9 protein-coding genes are annotated in these 13,832 nt (G+C 42.8%); 4 read left to right on the plus strand and 5 right to left on the minus strand.

What is annotated here, in order from left to right:
- Positions 1-340 precede the first annotated feature (340 nt).
- The gene (gene ilvA / locus ACT3QN_RS07460) at positions 341-1,894 is read right to left on the minus strand and encodes a threonine ammonia-lyase, biosynthetic (RefSeq protein ID WP_444522727.1); all 1,554 of its coding nucleotides are present in this window, start codon (positions 1,892-1,894) and stop codon (positions 341-343) included.
- Positions 1,895-2,200: 306 nt separating this feature from the next.
- Between ilvA and rpiA the strand changes: the two genes are divergently transcribed.
- A complete protein-coding gene (rpiA, locus tag ACT3QN_RS07465) occupies positions 2,201-2,860 on the plus strand; it encodes a ribose-5-phosphate isomerase RpiA (protein ID WP_444522782.1) in 660 nt (219 codons plus the stop codon).
- A 134-nt stretch (positions 2,861-2,994) separates the two neighbouring features.
- On the opposite strand, the gene argF is transcribed toward rpiA, so the two are convergent.
- The 3 genes from argF to dnaB form a co-directional block, all read right to left on the minus strand.
- A complete protein-coding gene (argF, locus tag ACT3QN_RS07470) occupies positions 2,995-3,918 on the minus strand; it encodes an ornithine carbamoyltransferase (RefSeq protein ID WP_444522728.1) in 924 nt (307 codons plus the stop codon).
- A 217-nt stretch (positions 3,919-4,135) separates the two neighbouring features.
- Positions 4,136-5,242: an alanine racemase gene (alr, locus tag ACT3QN_RS07475; protein WP_444522729.1), complete on the minus strand. Its 1,107-nt coding sequence runs from the start codon at positions 5,240-5,242 to the stop codon at positions 4,136-4,138.
- A gap of 163 nt (positions 5,243-5,405) precedes the next feature.
- The gene (dnaB, locus tag ACT3QN_RS07480) at positions 5,406-6,809 is read right to left on the minus strand and encodes a replicative DNA helicase (protein WP_444522730.1); all 1,404 of its coding nucleotides are present in this window, start codon (positions 6,807-6,809) and stop codon (positions 5,406-5,408) included.
- A gap of 296 nt (positions 6,810-7,105) precedes the next feature.
- Here dnaB and pdxA point away from each other — a divergent pair, with 296 nt between their 5' ends.
- The 3 genes from pdxA (at position 7,106) to ACT3QN_RS07495 (ending at position 10,192) form a co-directional block, all read left to right on the plus strand.
- Complete coding sequence (pdxA, locus tag ACT3QN_RS07485; protein WP_444522731.1) at positions 7,106-8,194, plus strand: 4-hydroxythreonine-4-phosphate dehydrogenase PdxA; 1,089 nt, start codon at positions 7,106-7,108, stop codon at positions 8,192-8,194.
- Between the two features lie 156 nt (positions 8,195-8,350).
- Positions 8,351-9,214: a 16S rRNA (adenine(1518)-N(6)/adenine(1519)-N(6))-dimethyltransferase RsmA gene (gene rsmA, locus ACT3QN_RS07490; RefSeq protein ID WP_444522732.1), complete on the plus strand. Its 864-nt coding sequence runs from the start codon at positions 8,351-8,353 to the stop codon at positions 9,212-9,214.
- Positions 9,215-9,355: 141 nt separating this feature from the next.
- On the plus strand, positions 9,356-10,192 hold the full coding sequence (locus ACT3QN_RS07495) for a symmetrical bis(5'-nucleosyl)-tetraphosphatase (protein ID WP_444522733.1): 837 nt from the start codon (positions 9,356-9,358) through the stop codon (positions 10,190-10,192).
- Positions 10,193-10,396: 204 nt separating this feature from the next.
- Here the strand turns inward: ACT3QN_RS07495 and ACT3QN_RS07500 are convergent, their stop codons facing one another.
- Positions 10,397-13,690 (minus strand): tandem-95 repeat protein, encoded by a 3,294-nt coding sequence (locus tag ACT3QN_RS07500; RefSeq protein ID WP_444529168.1) that lies wholly within the window; start codon positions 13,688-13,690, stop codon positions 10,397-10,399.
- Positions 13,691-13,832 lie beyond the last annotated feature (142 nt).

The following is a 13,832-nucleotide window of genomic DNA, read 5'->3' on the forward strand; positions in this document are numbered from 1 at the left end:
CTGGTTGTGTTGATAACACTGGAGTTATAGCTGACTCTGATGTGGAACCCAAATCAACATAGGTTGGCGTTATGCCATCAATATTGTCAATTTCAGTAGAGGTAAGCGCAGGTTGCGTTACGATATTTACCGCTGCATTGGTTGCAGGTTGATTTATCGTATTTTTAGGTTGAAGGACTCTATAGCCTATAAGCAAAAAAATCAAACATATCAATATCATTAGTACTTTGTTTATCACTGTGCCATACCTGCCAGCTTGTAATCACTATTAATTTGAAAACGGCAGTTTTTAAGACAATTAAAAACTGCCGTTAGGTATGAAAAGTTATGTCTATGTTGATTATTTTAGGAACAGCTGATAACCAACGTTGTCATTGACCGTTGCACAGTCATAACCAATATCTAAAAGCGCATCTTGTAGCTGACGAGAGTTGCCTTCAGAGGCTTGCAAACCAACCAGTACACGACCTTCGGCGGCACCATGGTTGCGGTAATGAAATAAAGTAATATTGAAGTCATCACCCAGTTTTTCTAAAAATGTTAGCAATGCACCTGGACGTTCTGGGAATACTACTTGTAGCAATTGCTCATTTTCGACATGGGCATGACCACCAATTAGGTGGCGGATATGTGATTTGGCGATATCATCATCAGTCAAATCGTGAGCGGTATAGCCATCTTTCGACAATTGGTTGCTGATCGTCTGGCGCTCTTTTTCGCCTTCTTTTAGAGCAATGCCGACGAAGATTGAGGCAGGCTCCATCGAGTCTGGTGATTTCTTGCTGTCAGCACGGTAATTAAACTCTGTAATGTTACGACCGTGTAGACTGCGACAGAAGTTTAAGAACGCACCTGTTTGTTCAGGTATAGTGACCCCAAAGATGGCTTCTTTTTTCTCACCAATTTCGGTACGCTCAGCGATATAACGTAGGCGGTCAAAATTCATATTGGCACCGCAAATGATACCGACACAGTTTTTGTCTTGGATATTATTGGCTTCGATATATTTTTTCATACCTGCGACAGATAGTGCGCCAGCAGGCTCAACGATGCTGCGGTTTTCTTCAAAGATGTCTTTGACAGCCGCACATACTTCGTCATTGGTACAGGTAATCACTTCAGGTTCAACGATAGGACCTGAGTTATCGCTTTTTTGCGTACGAACGACGTCAAAAGGCAATTCGCCAATCTGCGCCACTGCCACACCATCGACGAACAATCCTACTTGCTCAAGCTTGACGCGCTCACCTGTTTCAAGCGCTGCTTTTAGGCAAGCTGATTGCTCGGCTTCCACCGCAATCACTTTTACATGCGGTGCCACTTCGCCTAAAAATGCGGCAACCCCTGAAACTAGGCCACCACCACCAACGGCAACGAATACATAGTCCATATTGCGCCACTGCTGAGTCAGCTCAAGACCAATGGTACCTTGTCCTGCGATGACTAACTCATCATCATAAGGTGGAATAAAGGTAAGTCCTTCGCGCTCAGCGCGGTCAATCGCATAACGGTTCGCTTGATCGAAGCTATCACCATGTAGATCTACATTACCACCAAGTGCTCTTACCGCATCCACTTTGATGTCAGGAGTAGTGGTTGGCATAACGATGATGTTATTTAGTGATAATTTACGCGCAGAGTACGCCACGCCTTGCGCATGATTACCTGCTGAGGCACAAATGACGCCGCGCGCTTTTTTTTCATCACTCAACTGACTGATACGGTTATAGGCGCCGCGCAACTTGAAAGATTTGACCGGTTGTAAGTCTTCACGCTTAAAACGAATGTCATTGGCAAAACGTTGGGTCAGCTTGGGTGCCGTTTCAAGTGGTGTTTGAATAGCAACGTCATAGACGGTGGCTTGTAAGATGGCTCGTACCCAGTGTGACAACATAGTAATCCCTAAACAGAATGAATATAAAAAGTGTAGATGAATATAGAAACGAAATAGATTAGCCTATGCCGATTTTTAGTATCTTGCAAGACTCAATTACAGTTTTCTTAGGACTTTGAGTTCAAATGTAGATGAAGTGCAGGTATTTGACGAAGTTAAGACTGAGCTTGGCATGATAGAACTCATAAATTAGCGTCATGATGCGCTAACATCCATTAATATCATCGGTTATAATAGCCACGCATTTTACCTCTTTTAGCCTTTTACTTCTTTTAAGACCATACATTTATTTTCCAAGGATTTATGATGAGTGATCAGCAAGCACAAAAGCAAGCCGCGGCCAAAGCTGCGCTAAGTTATATCGAAGACGATATGATACTTGGGGTGGGGACAGGTAGTACGGTCAACTGTTTGATTGAGTTGTTGCCACAATTGAAGCTTGCTGGCGCTGTCGCTAGCTCACAGGTGACGGAAGACAAGCTTCGTGCGCTTGGTATCGAAATAGTCGATTTGAACTTTGCTGGTACATTGGATGTCTATATCGATGGTGCAGATGAAGTTAATGAGCACTTGCAACTTATCAAAGGTGGGGGCGGTGCATTGACTCGCGAAAAGATTGTGGCAGCAGCTTCAAAAAAGTTCGTCTGTATGGTCGATGATAGTAAAAGCGTTGATATACTAGGTCGCGCGTTTCCAGTACCGATTGAAGTATTGCCACAAGCACGCTCTTATGTGGCTCGCCAATTAGCCAAATTAGGCGGTGAGCCAGTTTATCGCGAAGACTTTGTCACTGATTATGGTAATGTCATCTTAGACACCTATGATTTGGATGTAAGTAATCCAATCGCGCTTGAAAAAGAACTAAACAATATCGTAGGTGTGGTCTGTAATGGTATCTTTGCAGCCAATCAAGCCGATGTCTTGCTAAAAGCAGGTGCTAATGGGGTGACGACGTTAACGCGTTAATGCAACCTCAAGTCATTTGTACAAATAAGAAAGCCGTCCAGATTTGGACGGCTTTCTTATTTAGGAGTTTATTGGCAAATTATCTTACCATTTATTTTACTAGCTTTTTATAGAATAGCCTAAGACAATACAAGCTATGCAGGCAGCTTAATTTTGTCTTTTAATAAAAATTCCATCAATGCTTTTTGTGCGTGTAAGCGGTTTTCGGCTTCATCCCAAACGACAGAGCGCGGGTCGTTGAGCATATCATGAGAGATTTCCTCACCGCGATGGGCTGGCAAGCAGTGCATAAACACTACTTCAGGGTCAGCCTTGTCTAATAGAGACGGCGTCACTTGATAAGGGGCAAAACGACGTGCGCGCGTATTTTGCTCAGACTCTTGACCCATGCTTGCCCACACATCGGTGACAATTAGGTTAGAGTCTTTTGCGGCATCTTGTACGTTTTCTACTAGACTCACGCAGTGTGAGAAACGCTCCATAAGTTTCGGATCAGGCTCAAACCCATAAGGTGCTGCCACGCGTAATTCAAAACCAAACTGATTGGCAGCTTGCATAAATGATGAGCACATGTTGTTGCCATCACCAACCCATGTGACGATTTTGTTTTCAATACTACCGCGATGCTCGTAATAGGTTTGCATATCAGCGAGCAATTGGCATGGATGATAGTCATCAGTCAATGCATTGATAATAGGCACACTTGAGTATTCAGCAAAGGTTTCAACTTTTTCGTGTCCAAAGGTACGAATCATAATGATATCGACCATGCTAGAAATCACGCGTGCTGAGTCTTCTAGTGGCTCACCGCGACCTAGCTGAGTATCATTTGGCGATAAAAATATGGCGCTGCCACCAAATTGACCCATACCCGTCTCAAATGAAATACGTGTACGCGTTGAAGATTTTTCAAATATCATGCCAAGCGTACGACCAACAAAAGGCTGGTATATCTCGCCTGCGTGTTGTATCTTACGCAATTCGCTTGCGCGTTTGATCAAGTTTTCTAGTTCTTGTTTGGTTAAATCAGATAAGGTTAAAAAATGGCGCAAACTCATAGTAATCCTAGCAGTCGATCGCAGTCAGTGAAACGTTATCAATCTTCAATAGCATCGCGTCAGTGCGTATACTGGGGTGACAACAAACTTTTAGTATAGCGTATTTACTTTCAATGTAAACGTTCATTTTTATCAAGAGTAAATGGCTTGCCAAATAGACCAAAATCATATTAGCAAGCCATAATACCTTGTATGTTAATGACTGTGCCGCTAATGATTATGCCTGTGTACGGTTTGGACGTATGCTGAGGCGACATAATAGCTCATAGCTAATTGTCCTAGCATGACCTGCCACTTCATCGACACGCGGCGCATCGCCCCAGAGCATGACCTTACTATCTATAGCAAGCCTTTCAGGTGCGTCACTGATATCAATGACAATCATATCCATTGCCACGCGCCCAATCACAGGGCAACGATAGCTTTGATTGTCGTTAGCATCTATAACAGTGACATAAGCATCATCAGTGACCACACGTGGGTAGCCATCACCATATCCAACGCTTACCAATGCTGTTCTGGTGTCTTGCTTTGCACGCCAGCGACTACCATAGCCAATCGCATCATTTGCGTTAACGGTTTGTAAAGCGATAATCTGAGCACTAAATTCCATCGCTGGCTGCAAGTCTAATTCTTGTGCGCTTTTATCAACGACAGGCGAGCTACCGTATAAGATAATGCCTGGACGTACCCAATCATAATGGTACTCTGGGAAATTAACAATACCAGCAGAGTTGCATAATGAGCCTTGGATATCTGGGCTAATGGTGTCTTTTAAAGTTGCCAGTACACTTGAGAAACGCTCAATCTGCATTGCATTTAATGGATGATCGTGGTCATCAGCATTGGCAAAATGTGTGGTGAGTATCAGCTGGTAGCCCGCTTCATGTAGGCGTTTTGCTGCTGATAGCACACCCTCAGCATTGAAACCCAAACGGTTCATGCCTGTATTGTATTTCAGCCAAGCCACTCTAGTTGCACTGTCAGCTGGCGGGATATTTTGTAGTGCCCATTCTAGCTGCGGCCCGTGATGAATCACGCAGCTAATCTCATGATCAATCGCTTGTTGCCATTCATCAGCGCTAAATGCTCCTTCTACTAAACCGATGGTTTTCTTCCAACCTAACTGTCTGGCTTCTAACGCTTCAGTCAAAGTAGCGACACCGATACCATCTGCTTGCTGTAATGCCGGTAAGACTGCCGCTACGCCATGCCCGTAAGCGTTAGACTTGACCATAGCCAACACTTTAGACTGGGATGCACGTTGTTTTACTTGATTTAGGTTATGAGTGAGAGCTTTTGGTTTTATAGTGATTGTGCGCATAATCGCCTTCTGTATGAGTAGAATTATGAAGTTATAAAGCCAGTACCGCATCAATTCAATCGATGCGGTACTGGCTATTGTATTGAAAACTGTTAATTGAAAATTAATTGCTGACTTATCTTTAAACCTGATTTTGTATCGAACTTAAACGTTATAAAGTTGGTTACTCGTCATTTTCAAAACTCACGCCTTGGTAGTACTCTGGCGTTAGGTTAATGAAGCGGGTAAATTGACCTTCAAAGCCCAAACGAATAGTACCGATAGGGCCGTTACGCTGTTTGCCAATGATGACCTCAGCCACACCTTTGTGGTCTGAGTTTTCATTATAAACCTCGTCGCGATAGATGAAGGTAATCAAATCAGCATCCTGCTCAATCGCACCAGACTCACGCAAATCCGACATAATAGGACGCTTATTAGGACGGTTTTCTAGACTACGGTTAAGCTGCGATAGCGCAATGACTGGGCACTCAAGCTCACGTGCTAGTGCTTTTAGACTACGAGAAATCTCAGAAATCTCGCCAACACGGTTACCATCTAGACTTGGTACTTTCATCAACTGAAGATAATCGACGATGATAGCACCTAATTTGCCGTCATGGTTTTTAGCGATACGGCGACAGCGTGAGCGCATCTCAGACGGCGGTAGGGCAGTACTGTCATCAATATATAAATGCTTTGATTGTAAATGCTGAATGGCGTTCATCATTTTCGCCCATTCATCTTCGTTCATTTGTCCAGAACGTAGATGTGTCTGATTAATCGCACCCCATGACGATAGCAAACGCATGACGATAGACTCAGCAGGCATCTCCATCGAAAACACCACAACTGGCAAATCTTCATTAAACAAAATCCCTTCTGCCAAGTTCATTGCAAAAGTGGTTTTACCCATTGAAGGACGCGCAGCAACAATAATCAAATCTCCTGCTTGTAGACCTTGTGTTTTGTTATTCAACTCGGCAAATGGTGTCTGTAAACCAATCATGCCATCTGGATTTGATTTGAGTTCTTGAATCTTATCGATAACATTGGTCAAGACAGAGGTAATACCCACAGGGCCACGCTGTTCCGCGCGTTTGTTATGTTGCTCATTGATACTAAATATCTTGCCCTCGACATTGTCTAGAATGTCACTAACGCTTTGGTCTTTTGGATTATAGGCAAGCGTCAACATATCATTACCAGTGGTAATCAGTTGGCGTAGGGTTGATAGCTCGCGTACGCGTTGGGCGTAGGCAGTCAGGTTAAACAAGGTAGCAGGGCTTTGGCTCAAAATATCCGCCAAATAACTGTCACCACCTGCGCCCTTAAGTAGCTTTTGCGCTTCTAGCCAGTCGTGTACCATGACCGTATCATAAGGCTCATTCACTGCCGCCAAATGGGCAATGGCATCAAAAATGTATTGATGTCGCCCAGCATAAAAGTCATCTTTGGTGACAATGTCGGCAATCTTGTCGTACGCCTCTTCGATACTCATCAAAGACGCGAGCAATGCCTTTTCAATATCAATATTGTGCGGCGGTGTCTGATTGAGTAAGTCGTCGGTTTTGTCGTTTTCTGCCATGAGTGCCTAATGAGTTAAAATGGGTATAAAAAAAATGTTGATGATAGAGCAATACAAACATAGCGAGCCTCTACGATAGAAGTACTAAAACGTGGTTTTAGGTTTGTCTGTAAATGCTACAATCAGATGCGAAAGTTTAACACATAATGTGGTTTTTTAGACTTGTTAAAGAACTAAATCTGAAGTGATTATTTTTAATGAACTAAGAAACACCATACAATGTCTAAGTATAAAAACTTAAAATACGAATTATAAATATAATAAAATCAACAATTTAAATAAATAAGGCTATTGTTATGATAGAAGAAAAACGACCACTATTAATCACCACAGGTGAGCCTGCGGGTATTGGAATGGACGTCGTATTAGGTCTAGCCGCAGAGGGTAAGTTGCAAGACTTTGCTCGGCCAATTTGGGTGACTGCTGATGCTAAAGCGATGCAAGCTCGTGCAGAGGAATTAGTCACGGCGGGCGTGCTTAAAAGTATACCTAGTTGGCATACTATCAATACAGATATAAATGCCGATAACTTTGATGTTAACTTGGTAGAGCAGATATCACAGCAAGATATAGATGATGATAGTGCTTTTATCCTACTGAATGTTCCTTGTGCCGCACCCGTTGTCTGCGGTCAAATCAATATTGCTAACTCAGCGATGGTGGCTCAGCAGTTAGATATTTCTCATAAACTGGCGATAAATAATACAATCGCTGCCATCGTCACAGGTCCACTACAAAAATCAGCGTTGATAGATGCTGGTATCAAGCTGTTAGATGGCACCATGTTTAGTGGTCATACTGAATTTTTTATGCAGCAAAGTGGCTGTGAGAAAGTTGTCATGATGCTTGCCAATCAAGCGATGAAAGTAGCGCTTGTTACTACGCATTTGCCATTAAAAGACATTCCTGCTGCGATTACTGCGGATAACGTGCGCCAAACGGTACAAATTGTCATTGATGATATGCGAGAGAAATTTGGTCTCACGCAGCCTCGTATTTTGGTCTGTGGTCTTAATCCCCATGCAGGCGAGGGCGGGCACTTGGGACGTGAAGAGATTGAGATTATCAATCCAGTGTTGCGAGAGTTTATCGATGCAGGTATCAATATATCTGAGGCGATGCCAGCCGATACGTTATTTACGACCAGACATTTAGCCAATTGTGATGCGGTCATTGCCATGTATCATGACCAAGGGTTACCAGTATTGAAATCACATGGGTTTGGCGATACGGTCAATCTAACCTTGGGGCTGCCTTATATTCGTACTTCTGTCGATCATGGTACGGCGCTAGACTTGGCAGGAAGCGGCGGGGCGAGTGCGACGAGTTTATATCAAGCATTAAATATGGCTAATGAGATGGCTAATAAATCACTGAGCCATTAGCCATGTGTAATTGATCACGATACTATTTTTAAAAACACAGCTGCTGAAAACACAGCCTAATTATGAGCTGTGGTATAATTTACCATTATAAAGTCAGCGTATTGCTGCCATTACATTATCATTGCCCATTTATCTTTTATACATTAAGACTCTTTTATGTCCAATTCTACATTTGATGCTCAAACTATTTCTAACAGCTTGCGTACTGCCAAACATCAGCCGCGTAAGCGCTTTGGTCAAAATTTCTTGCATGATACTAGCGTCATTCGTGAAATCGTCGAAAGTATTCGTCTAGAGCGCGATGACAATTTGATTGAGATTGGGCCGGGTATGGGCGCATTGACCGAGCCTTTGTTAGCAGAGGTTGATGCGATGACCGTGGTGGAGCTGGATCGTGATTTGGCAGACAGCTTACGTATTCGTATCGGTGCCAATAGTCATCCAAACTTTGAAATTATCAAAGACAACGCGATGCATGTAGATTATCGTGAGCTTTATAGTGAAGAGCGCGGTAAGCTACGTGTGGTGGGTAATCTACCGTATAACATTTCAACCCCCATCTTATTTCATCTGCTTAGCTATGCCGATGTGATTCAAGATATGCATTTTATGTTGCAAAAGGAAGTGGTCGAGCGTATCACGGCCGACGTGGGCAGCAAGACTTATGGGCGCTTATCAGTCATCATGCAGTACCACTGTGATACAGATTATTTGCTAACCGTTCCTCGTGGTGCCTTCAATCCACCACCAAAGGTGACCAGTGCTGTCTTCCGCCTGACGCCACATATCAACAAGCCAGTAGTGGCAAATGATGAAGAGCATTTTGCCATTGTCGTACGTGAGACTTTTAACCATCGTCGCAAGACATTACGCGCTATCTTCAAAAAGTCAACGTTACTGCCGACATTGAGCGAAGATGATTTTGCGGCTTGTGGGATCGATCCGCAGGCACGACCTGAGACATTAAGCGTTACAGACTTTGTGAACCTAAGCAATCATTCACAACAGCTAGACGTATAATATATCTTTGATGAATAAAAGCATACTACTAACCGTCAATCATAATGACGGTTTTTTATGCTTTATTTTTTTGATTAATGCTTAAGTGTTTATTTCTTATTGAACTGTCTTTAACTATCGTGTTTAGACCATTGAGGTATTATGAGTTTTCGCCATCAGTATGTTATCGGTGACTTGCAAGGTTGCTATGCTGCATATCTACAACTACTAAAGACACTGGATTTTGATCCTGCCCAAGACAAGCTTTGGTTTGCTGGTGATCTGGTAGCACGCGGCGAGGACTCATTGAATACACTGCGTCATGTCAAAGCGTTGTGTGAGCAAGGCGCTGCGGCAACGGTATTGGGCAATCATGATCTTAATTTGATAGCAGTCTGGCGCGGGGCCGCTAAGCTTAAAAACAAAGACAAAACCGCAGCTATCTTTACTGCGGATGACTGTGATGAGTTGCTCGAATGGTTACGACATCAGCCTATATTGGCTTATCCTGATAAGCATACGGTGCTGGTACATGCTGGTATTCCACCGCACTGGAGCATTGAAGCTGCTGCAGAATATGCACAGCAATTAGAAGCTCAGCTGCAAAGCAATCTGGAGCAGCTCGACCAATTGCTGCCGAATCTATATAGCAAAAAAGCGGATGAATGGCATGCAGGTATCGAAGGATTTACTAAGATGCGGGCGATTGCTAATTACTTTACGCGTATGCGCTTGTGTAAGCAGGATGGGTCGCTTGAGTTTAGCTTTTCAGCAGGTTTAGATGAGGCTATGCCAACCGACTTTTTGCCTTGGTTTGAGTGGCAAGTACCGCGCACTCGTAAGGTATTATTTGGTCATTGGGCTGCGCTAAAAGGTGAGATTGATTTGCCACATGCGCGCGCACTCGACGGTGGCTGTGTGTGGGGTAATTATCTATTGGCTTATAGATTGGGGGACGGCAAGGTAATAATCTCAAGCGCACAGTGCCCGAGCCCATAAAGAAGGGTATAAGCGTCTTAATATACAAGGCTAAATAAACAGTCTGTTTTGAGTGGTTCCATTATACCAGTCTGTTTTAGGTGGTCTGTTAATAGGTTTGAAGGGTGAAATAGTTGGTTCTGTTGGGGTATGCTTAAAACAGAAAGCGGGCAATGAACTTCATCGCCCGCTTTTTCAATATTGATTATTGCATACAATAGAGTTCTACATAATATGGAACGTCGCTTCTGTTTGCATATTATCATTAAGTGCTTGCACTATAGTGAAGTCCGCTGCTATTGATGGTTCAGAGGCTCCACTAAATCCTGTAGTAGTCTCCTTAGTTATAGCCATTGTATCAGCACTTTCAAACGTTAATTCACTATTATTTACATCAAGTAGATCATCAATGTTAGGCAGTTCTACTTGCTGTGAGTCTGCAAAAATATCTATTTCAGTATTGGAGTTTTCCTCTTCATCGAATGACATCATGCTGCGAGCACTATTTGTGTTTATCATGCTCTCTATAGTCGCTTTATCCCAGGCTGTTCCATCATCAAAAATGATATTATCTATAGAGTTTGTACCCAAGAGACCTTTACCAAACTGGTTATTAATACTTATTTCCCTGCCTTCTATGGATAGCTTTAACTCGGTATCAACGCGAGTTAAAACCACATCAGATGTATCAATGTCTTTCAATTTTAATGTGTTTGAACCATAATGATCTAGAATAGTAACACCATAGCCACTTCCTGATAGTTCTGTAGCTCCAATAATATAAGTGTCATTATCTTTACCACCGCTCATAAACGTAGTGCTGATACCAGATGAGTTTGAACCAAGGATTAGTGTGTCACCTCCTGCTTCACCGTCTAAAACATCACGGCCACCACTTGATATTAGAATATCATCGCCATCGCCACCATAAATGTAGTCGTCTCCAGCAGAGCCTTTTATAATATCAATAATATCTGCTGACTCAAAGTACTCTGAGGCGGTAGACATTACAAAATCTAGAGAAGTACTATTTCCAGCCACATCAGACGCTTTAATTTGATAGTCACCCTCTGCAAATGCAATGTTAGTAGCATCATCGAGTGGTTTTAAAGTACCGTTTTCGGATTTAAAAGCCTGTAGCGTGTCTTGATCGATATCTGCATTAACCTCTAGCTGATTGGTGGCGGTATTGAAGTTTAAAATATCACCTAAGATCGGAACAGTGGTGTCGATCGTAATATCTTTTACTGCTGTAAGGCTCTCATTAAGTGATTCATCGGTTACCTTGGCTCTAAAGCTATAGTCACCATCTGCTAAGTTAGAAGCCTCGCCGTTTACCAATACTGTCCAAGTCGCGCCATGGTCAGTTGAGTACTGATACTCAACTTGGCTACCAGTTTCATTGTTCTTAATAGTCAAATCAAAAGTGTTGTCTTGAGTAACGCCATCATCTTTAGATATGCCCGTATCCTCAAAGTTATTGAGAACTAATTCACCTGACTCTGGAGGCGTTGTGTCTGAAGTAATATTGATCCCATAGTGACTAGCTTGCTTAGTGTCTAAATCAATAACCTTCACATAAAAATCTTCTGCTAGCTTCTCAGCCTCTAAATCTAGATCATTACGGTCTGAGAGATAACTATAAGAGCCATCAGCTTCTAAGGTTAGCTTGCCGTTATCTGTATCGAGGATAATAGAATCTGCAGCGGTGTTCACAAGTGACTGTCCATCTAGCTGCATCTTATAACTGGCAGGAGTGTTGATATTTCCATCTTCGTCTGCAAAGATATTGCCTGTGATCTCTTGATAACCTGCAAAATTGGTAGATTCAACATCTTTAAGTTCAGTGACGTTAAAGTCAATTGATGATCCTCGTGAATTGACATACAAATCTAGAGTATATTTACCTGGTGGCAAAGTACTTGTGCGAAAATCAACTGAATAACTGCTTGAGCCGACTGATGAGATGCTACCGGAGGTAGAGGCTGAGATTCCTGGCCCTTGTAGAGTGTAGCTATATGAACCTTGAATGACATTAGAGCCGTTAGAAAGCACCAGACTAGGCGTTCCATTGTCACCAGTGACTTCGAATGTTATACGATCATTTATATAAGAAGTAGCTTGCTTATCCACTACCGTCTGCAGCTCGCTAACCACCTCGGTCTCAAAGGCTTCTTGTAGTTCGAAGTTAAACGCTTGATCAAACGAGGATACAGTAACATTAGCAGACTTAGTGATGGTTTCGCCGTTACCGTCGTTAATGCTATATGTAAACGAATCCTCACCTTTAAAGTCAGCATTTGGTGTGTAGCTGTAGCTGCCATCTGCGTTGACAACGACTATGCCATTGCTGGCATCGGTATCTAGGGTGAATGTCAGTTCATCACCATCGACATCGTTGGCTTCAGCCAACATACCCGTATCGACGAAATTCTCAGCAACACCGATACTGCTATTTTCAGCCACTGGCACATCATTGACGGCAGCGACAGTAATCGTAGCAGTTTGAGTGATCACGCCACCTTGACCATCATCAATAGAATAAGTGAAGCTGTCTTCACCATTAAAGTTAGCATTAGGGGTATAGCTGTAGCTACCATCGGCATTAACTACCGCCGTGCCATTGTTGGCATCTGAGTCTAGGGCATAGGTTAGCGTGTTGCCATCGACATCGGTAGCGGCAGCCAGTGTGCCAGTGGCTTCTGTGTCTTCATCAGTACTGATACTGCTGTCTTCAGCCACAGGTGCGTCATTAATCGGTGCAACATCAATCGTTGCGGTTTGAGTGGTCACGCCACCTTGACCATCATCAATGGTATAAGTGAAGCTGTCTGAGCCATTGAAGTTAGCATCTGGTGTATAGCTATAGCTACCATCGGCATTAACTACCGCCGTGCCATTGTTGGCATCTGAGTCTAGGGCATAGGTTAGCGTGTTGCCATCGACATCGGTAGCTGCTTCTAGTTGACCTTCGGTAGTGGTGTCTTCTATAGCAGTGATAATCGAGTCTTTGGAGACAGGCAGTTCGTTAGCAGGTGGTTTTGATGAACTATCGCTTGAACCACTGCTTATAGCTGCTACTCCTAAGGCGGCAGCGCCAATTGAACCCAATAAGACACCATTGCTGATACCGCCAATCAATGAAGCATCACCTAGCATCTCCGATACAAGCGTTGTATAGGAAGTTTCTGAAGCTACTTGTGTCGTTGTGCCTGTTTCAGTACTCACATAATCAAATTCAACAAAACCTACATCACTAACTGTGCCGAGTGCAACATTATCAGTTAGGTAGTAATCCTCAATAGTGAGCAATACCTCACCATTTTCATCTGCAATCAGTAGATCATCCGCCACTTTCTTAGCTTGTAATTTTTTAGCGGGTTGGCCTGTCTTAGCATCTACTAAAGTAATCTGCATACCTTCTTCAGCAGCTATTTTCGTAGGTTGGTTGCTATTTAATACTTGATTGATCAAGTTGACATTATTCTTTTGCAAGATGAGTTGCGTTGCTTGTGCCATTAGGTGTCCCTATTAAACTTTCTTATAAGTTAAGAAAGTTTTTCTATTTAGAAAAGGTTTTGTTTTAAGTGAGTAACATTAACTAACAGTAGTTATACTATAACAACCTACATAAGTTTAATTTAATAGTAAGCAAAACCGC

Source organism: Psychrobacter sp. AOP7-C1-14, from assembly GCF_052376135.1.
GTDB lineage: Bacteria > Pseudomonadota > Gammaproteobacteria > Pseudomonadales > Moraxellaceae > Psychrobacter.

What these genes read in the sequence shown, in the direction of transcription:
- alr (WP_444522729.1), bottom strand. Translation starts at nt 5,242, where the DNA reads ATGCGCACAATCACTATAAAACCAAAAGCTCTCACTCATAACCTAAAT.
- dnaB (WP_444522730.1), bottom strand. Translation starts at nt 6,809, where the DNA reads ATGGCAGAAAACGACAAAACCGACGACTTACTCAATCAGACACCGCCG.
- ACT3QN_RS07500 (WP_444529168.1), bottom strand. Translation starts at nt 13,690, where the DNA reads ATGGCACAAGCAACGCAACTCATCTTGCAAAAGAATAATGTCAACTTG.
- rpiA (WP_444522782.1), top strand. Translation starts at nt 2,201, where the DNA reads ATGAGTGATCAGCAAGCACAAAAGCAAGCCGCGGCCAAAGCTGCGCTA.
- rsmA (WP_444522732.1), top strand. Translation starts at nt 8,351, where the DNA reads ATGTCCAATTCTACATTTGATGCTCAAACTATTTCTAACAGCTTGCGT.
- ilvA (WP_444522727.1), bottom strand. Translation starts at nt 1,894, where the DNA reads ATGTTGTCACACTGGGTACGAGCCATCTTACAAGCCACCGTCTATGAC.
- ACT3QN_RS07495 (WP_444522733.1), top strand. Translation starts at nt 9,356, where the DNA reads ATGAGTTTTCGCCATCAGTATGTTATCGGTGACTTGCAAGGTTGCTAT.
- argF (WP_444522728.1), bottom strand. Translation starts at nt 3,918, where the DNA reads ATGAGTTTGCGCCATTTTTTAACCTTATCTGATTTAACCAAACAAGAA.
- pdxA (WP_444522731.1), top strand. Translation starts at nt 7,106, where the DNA reads ATGATAGAAGAAAAACGACCACTATTAATCACCACAGGTGAGCCTGCG.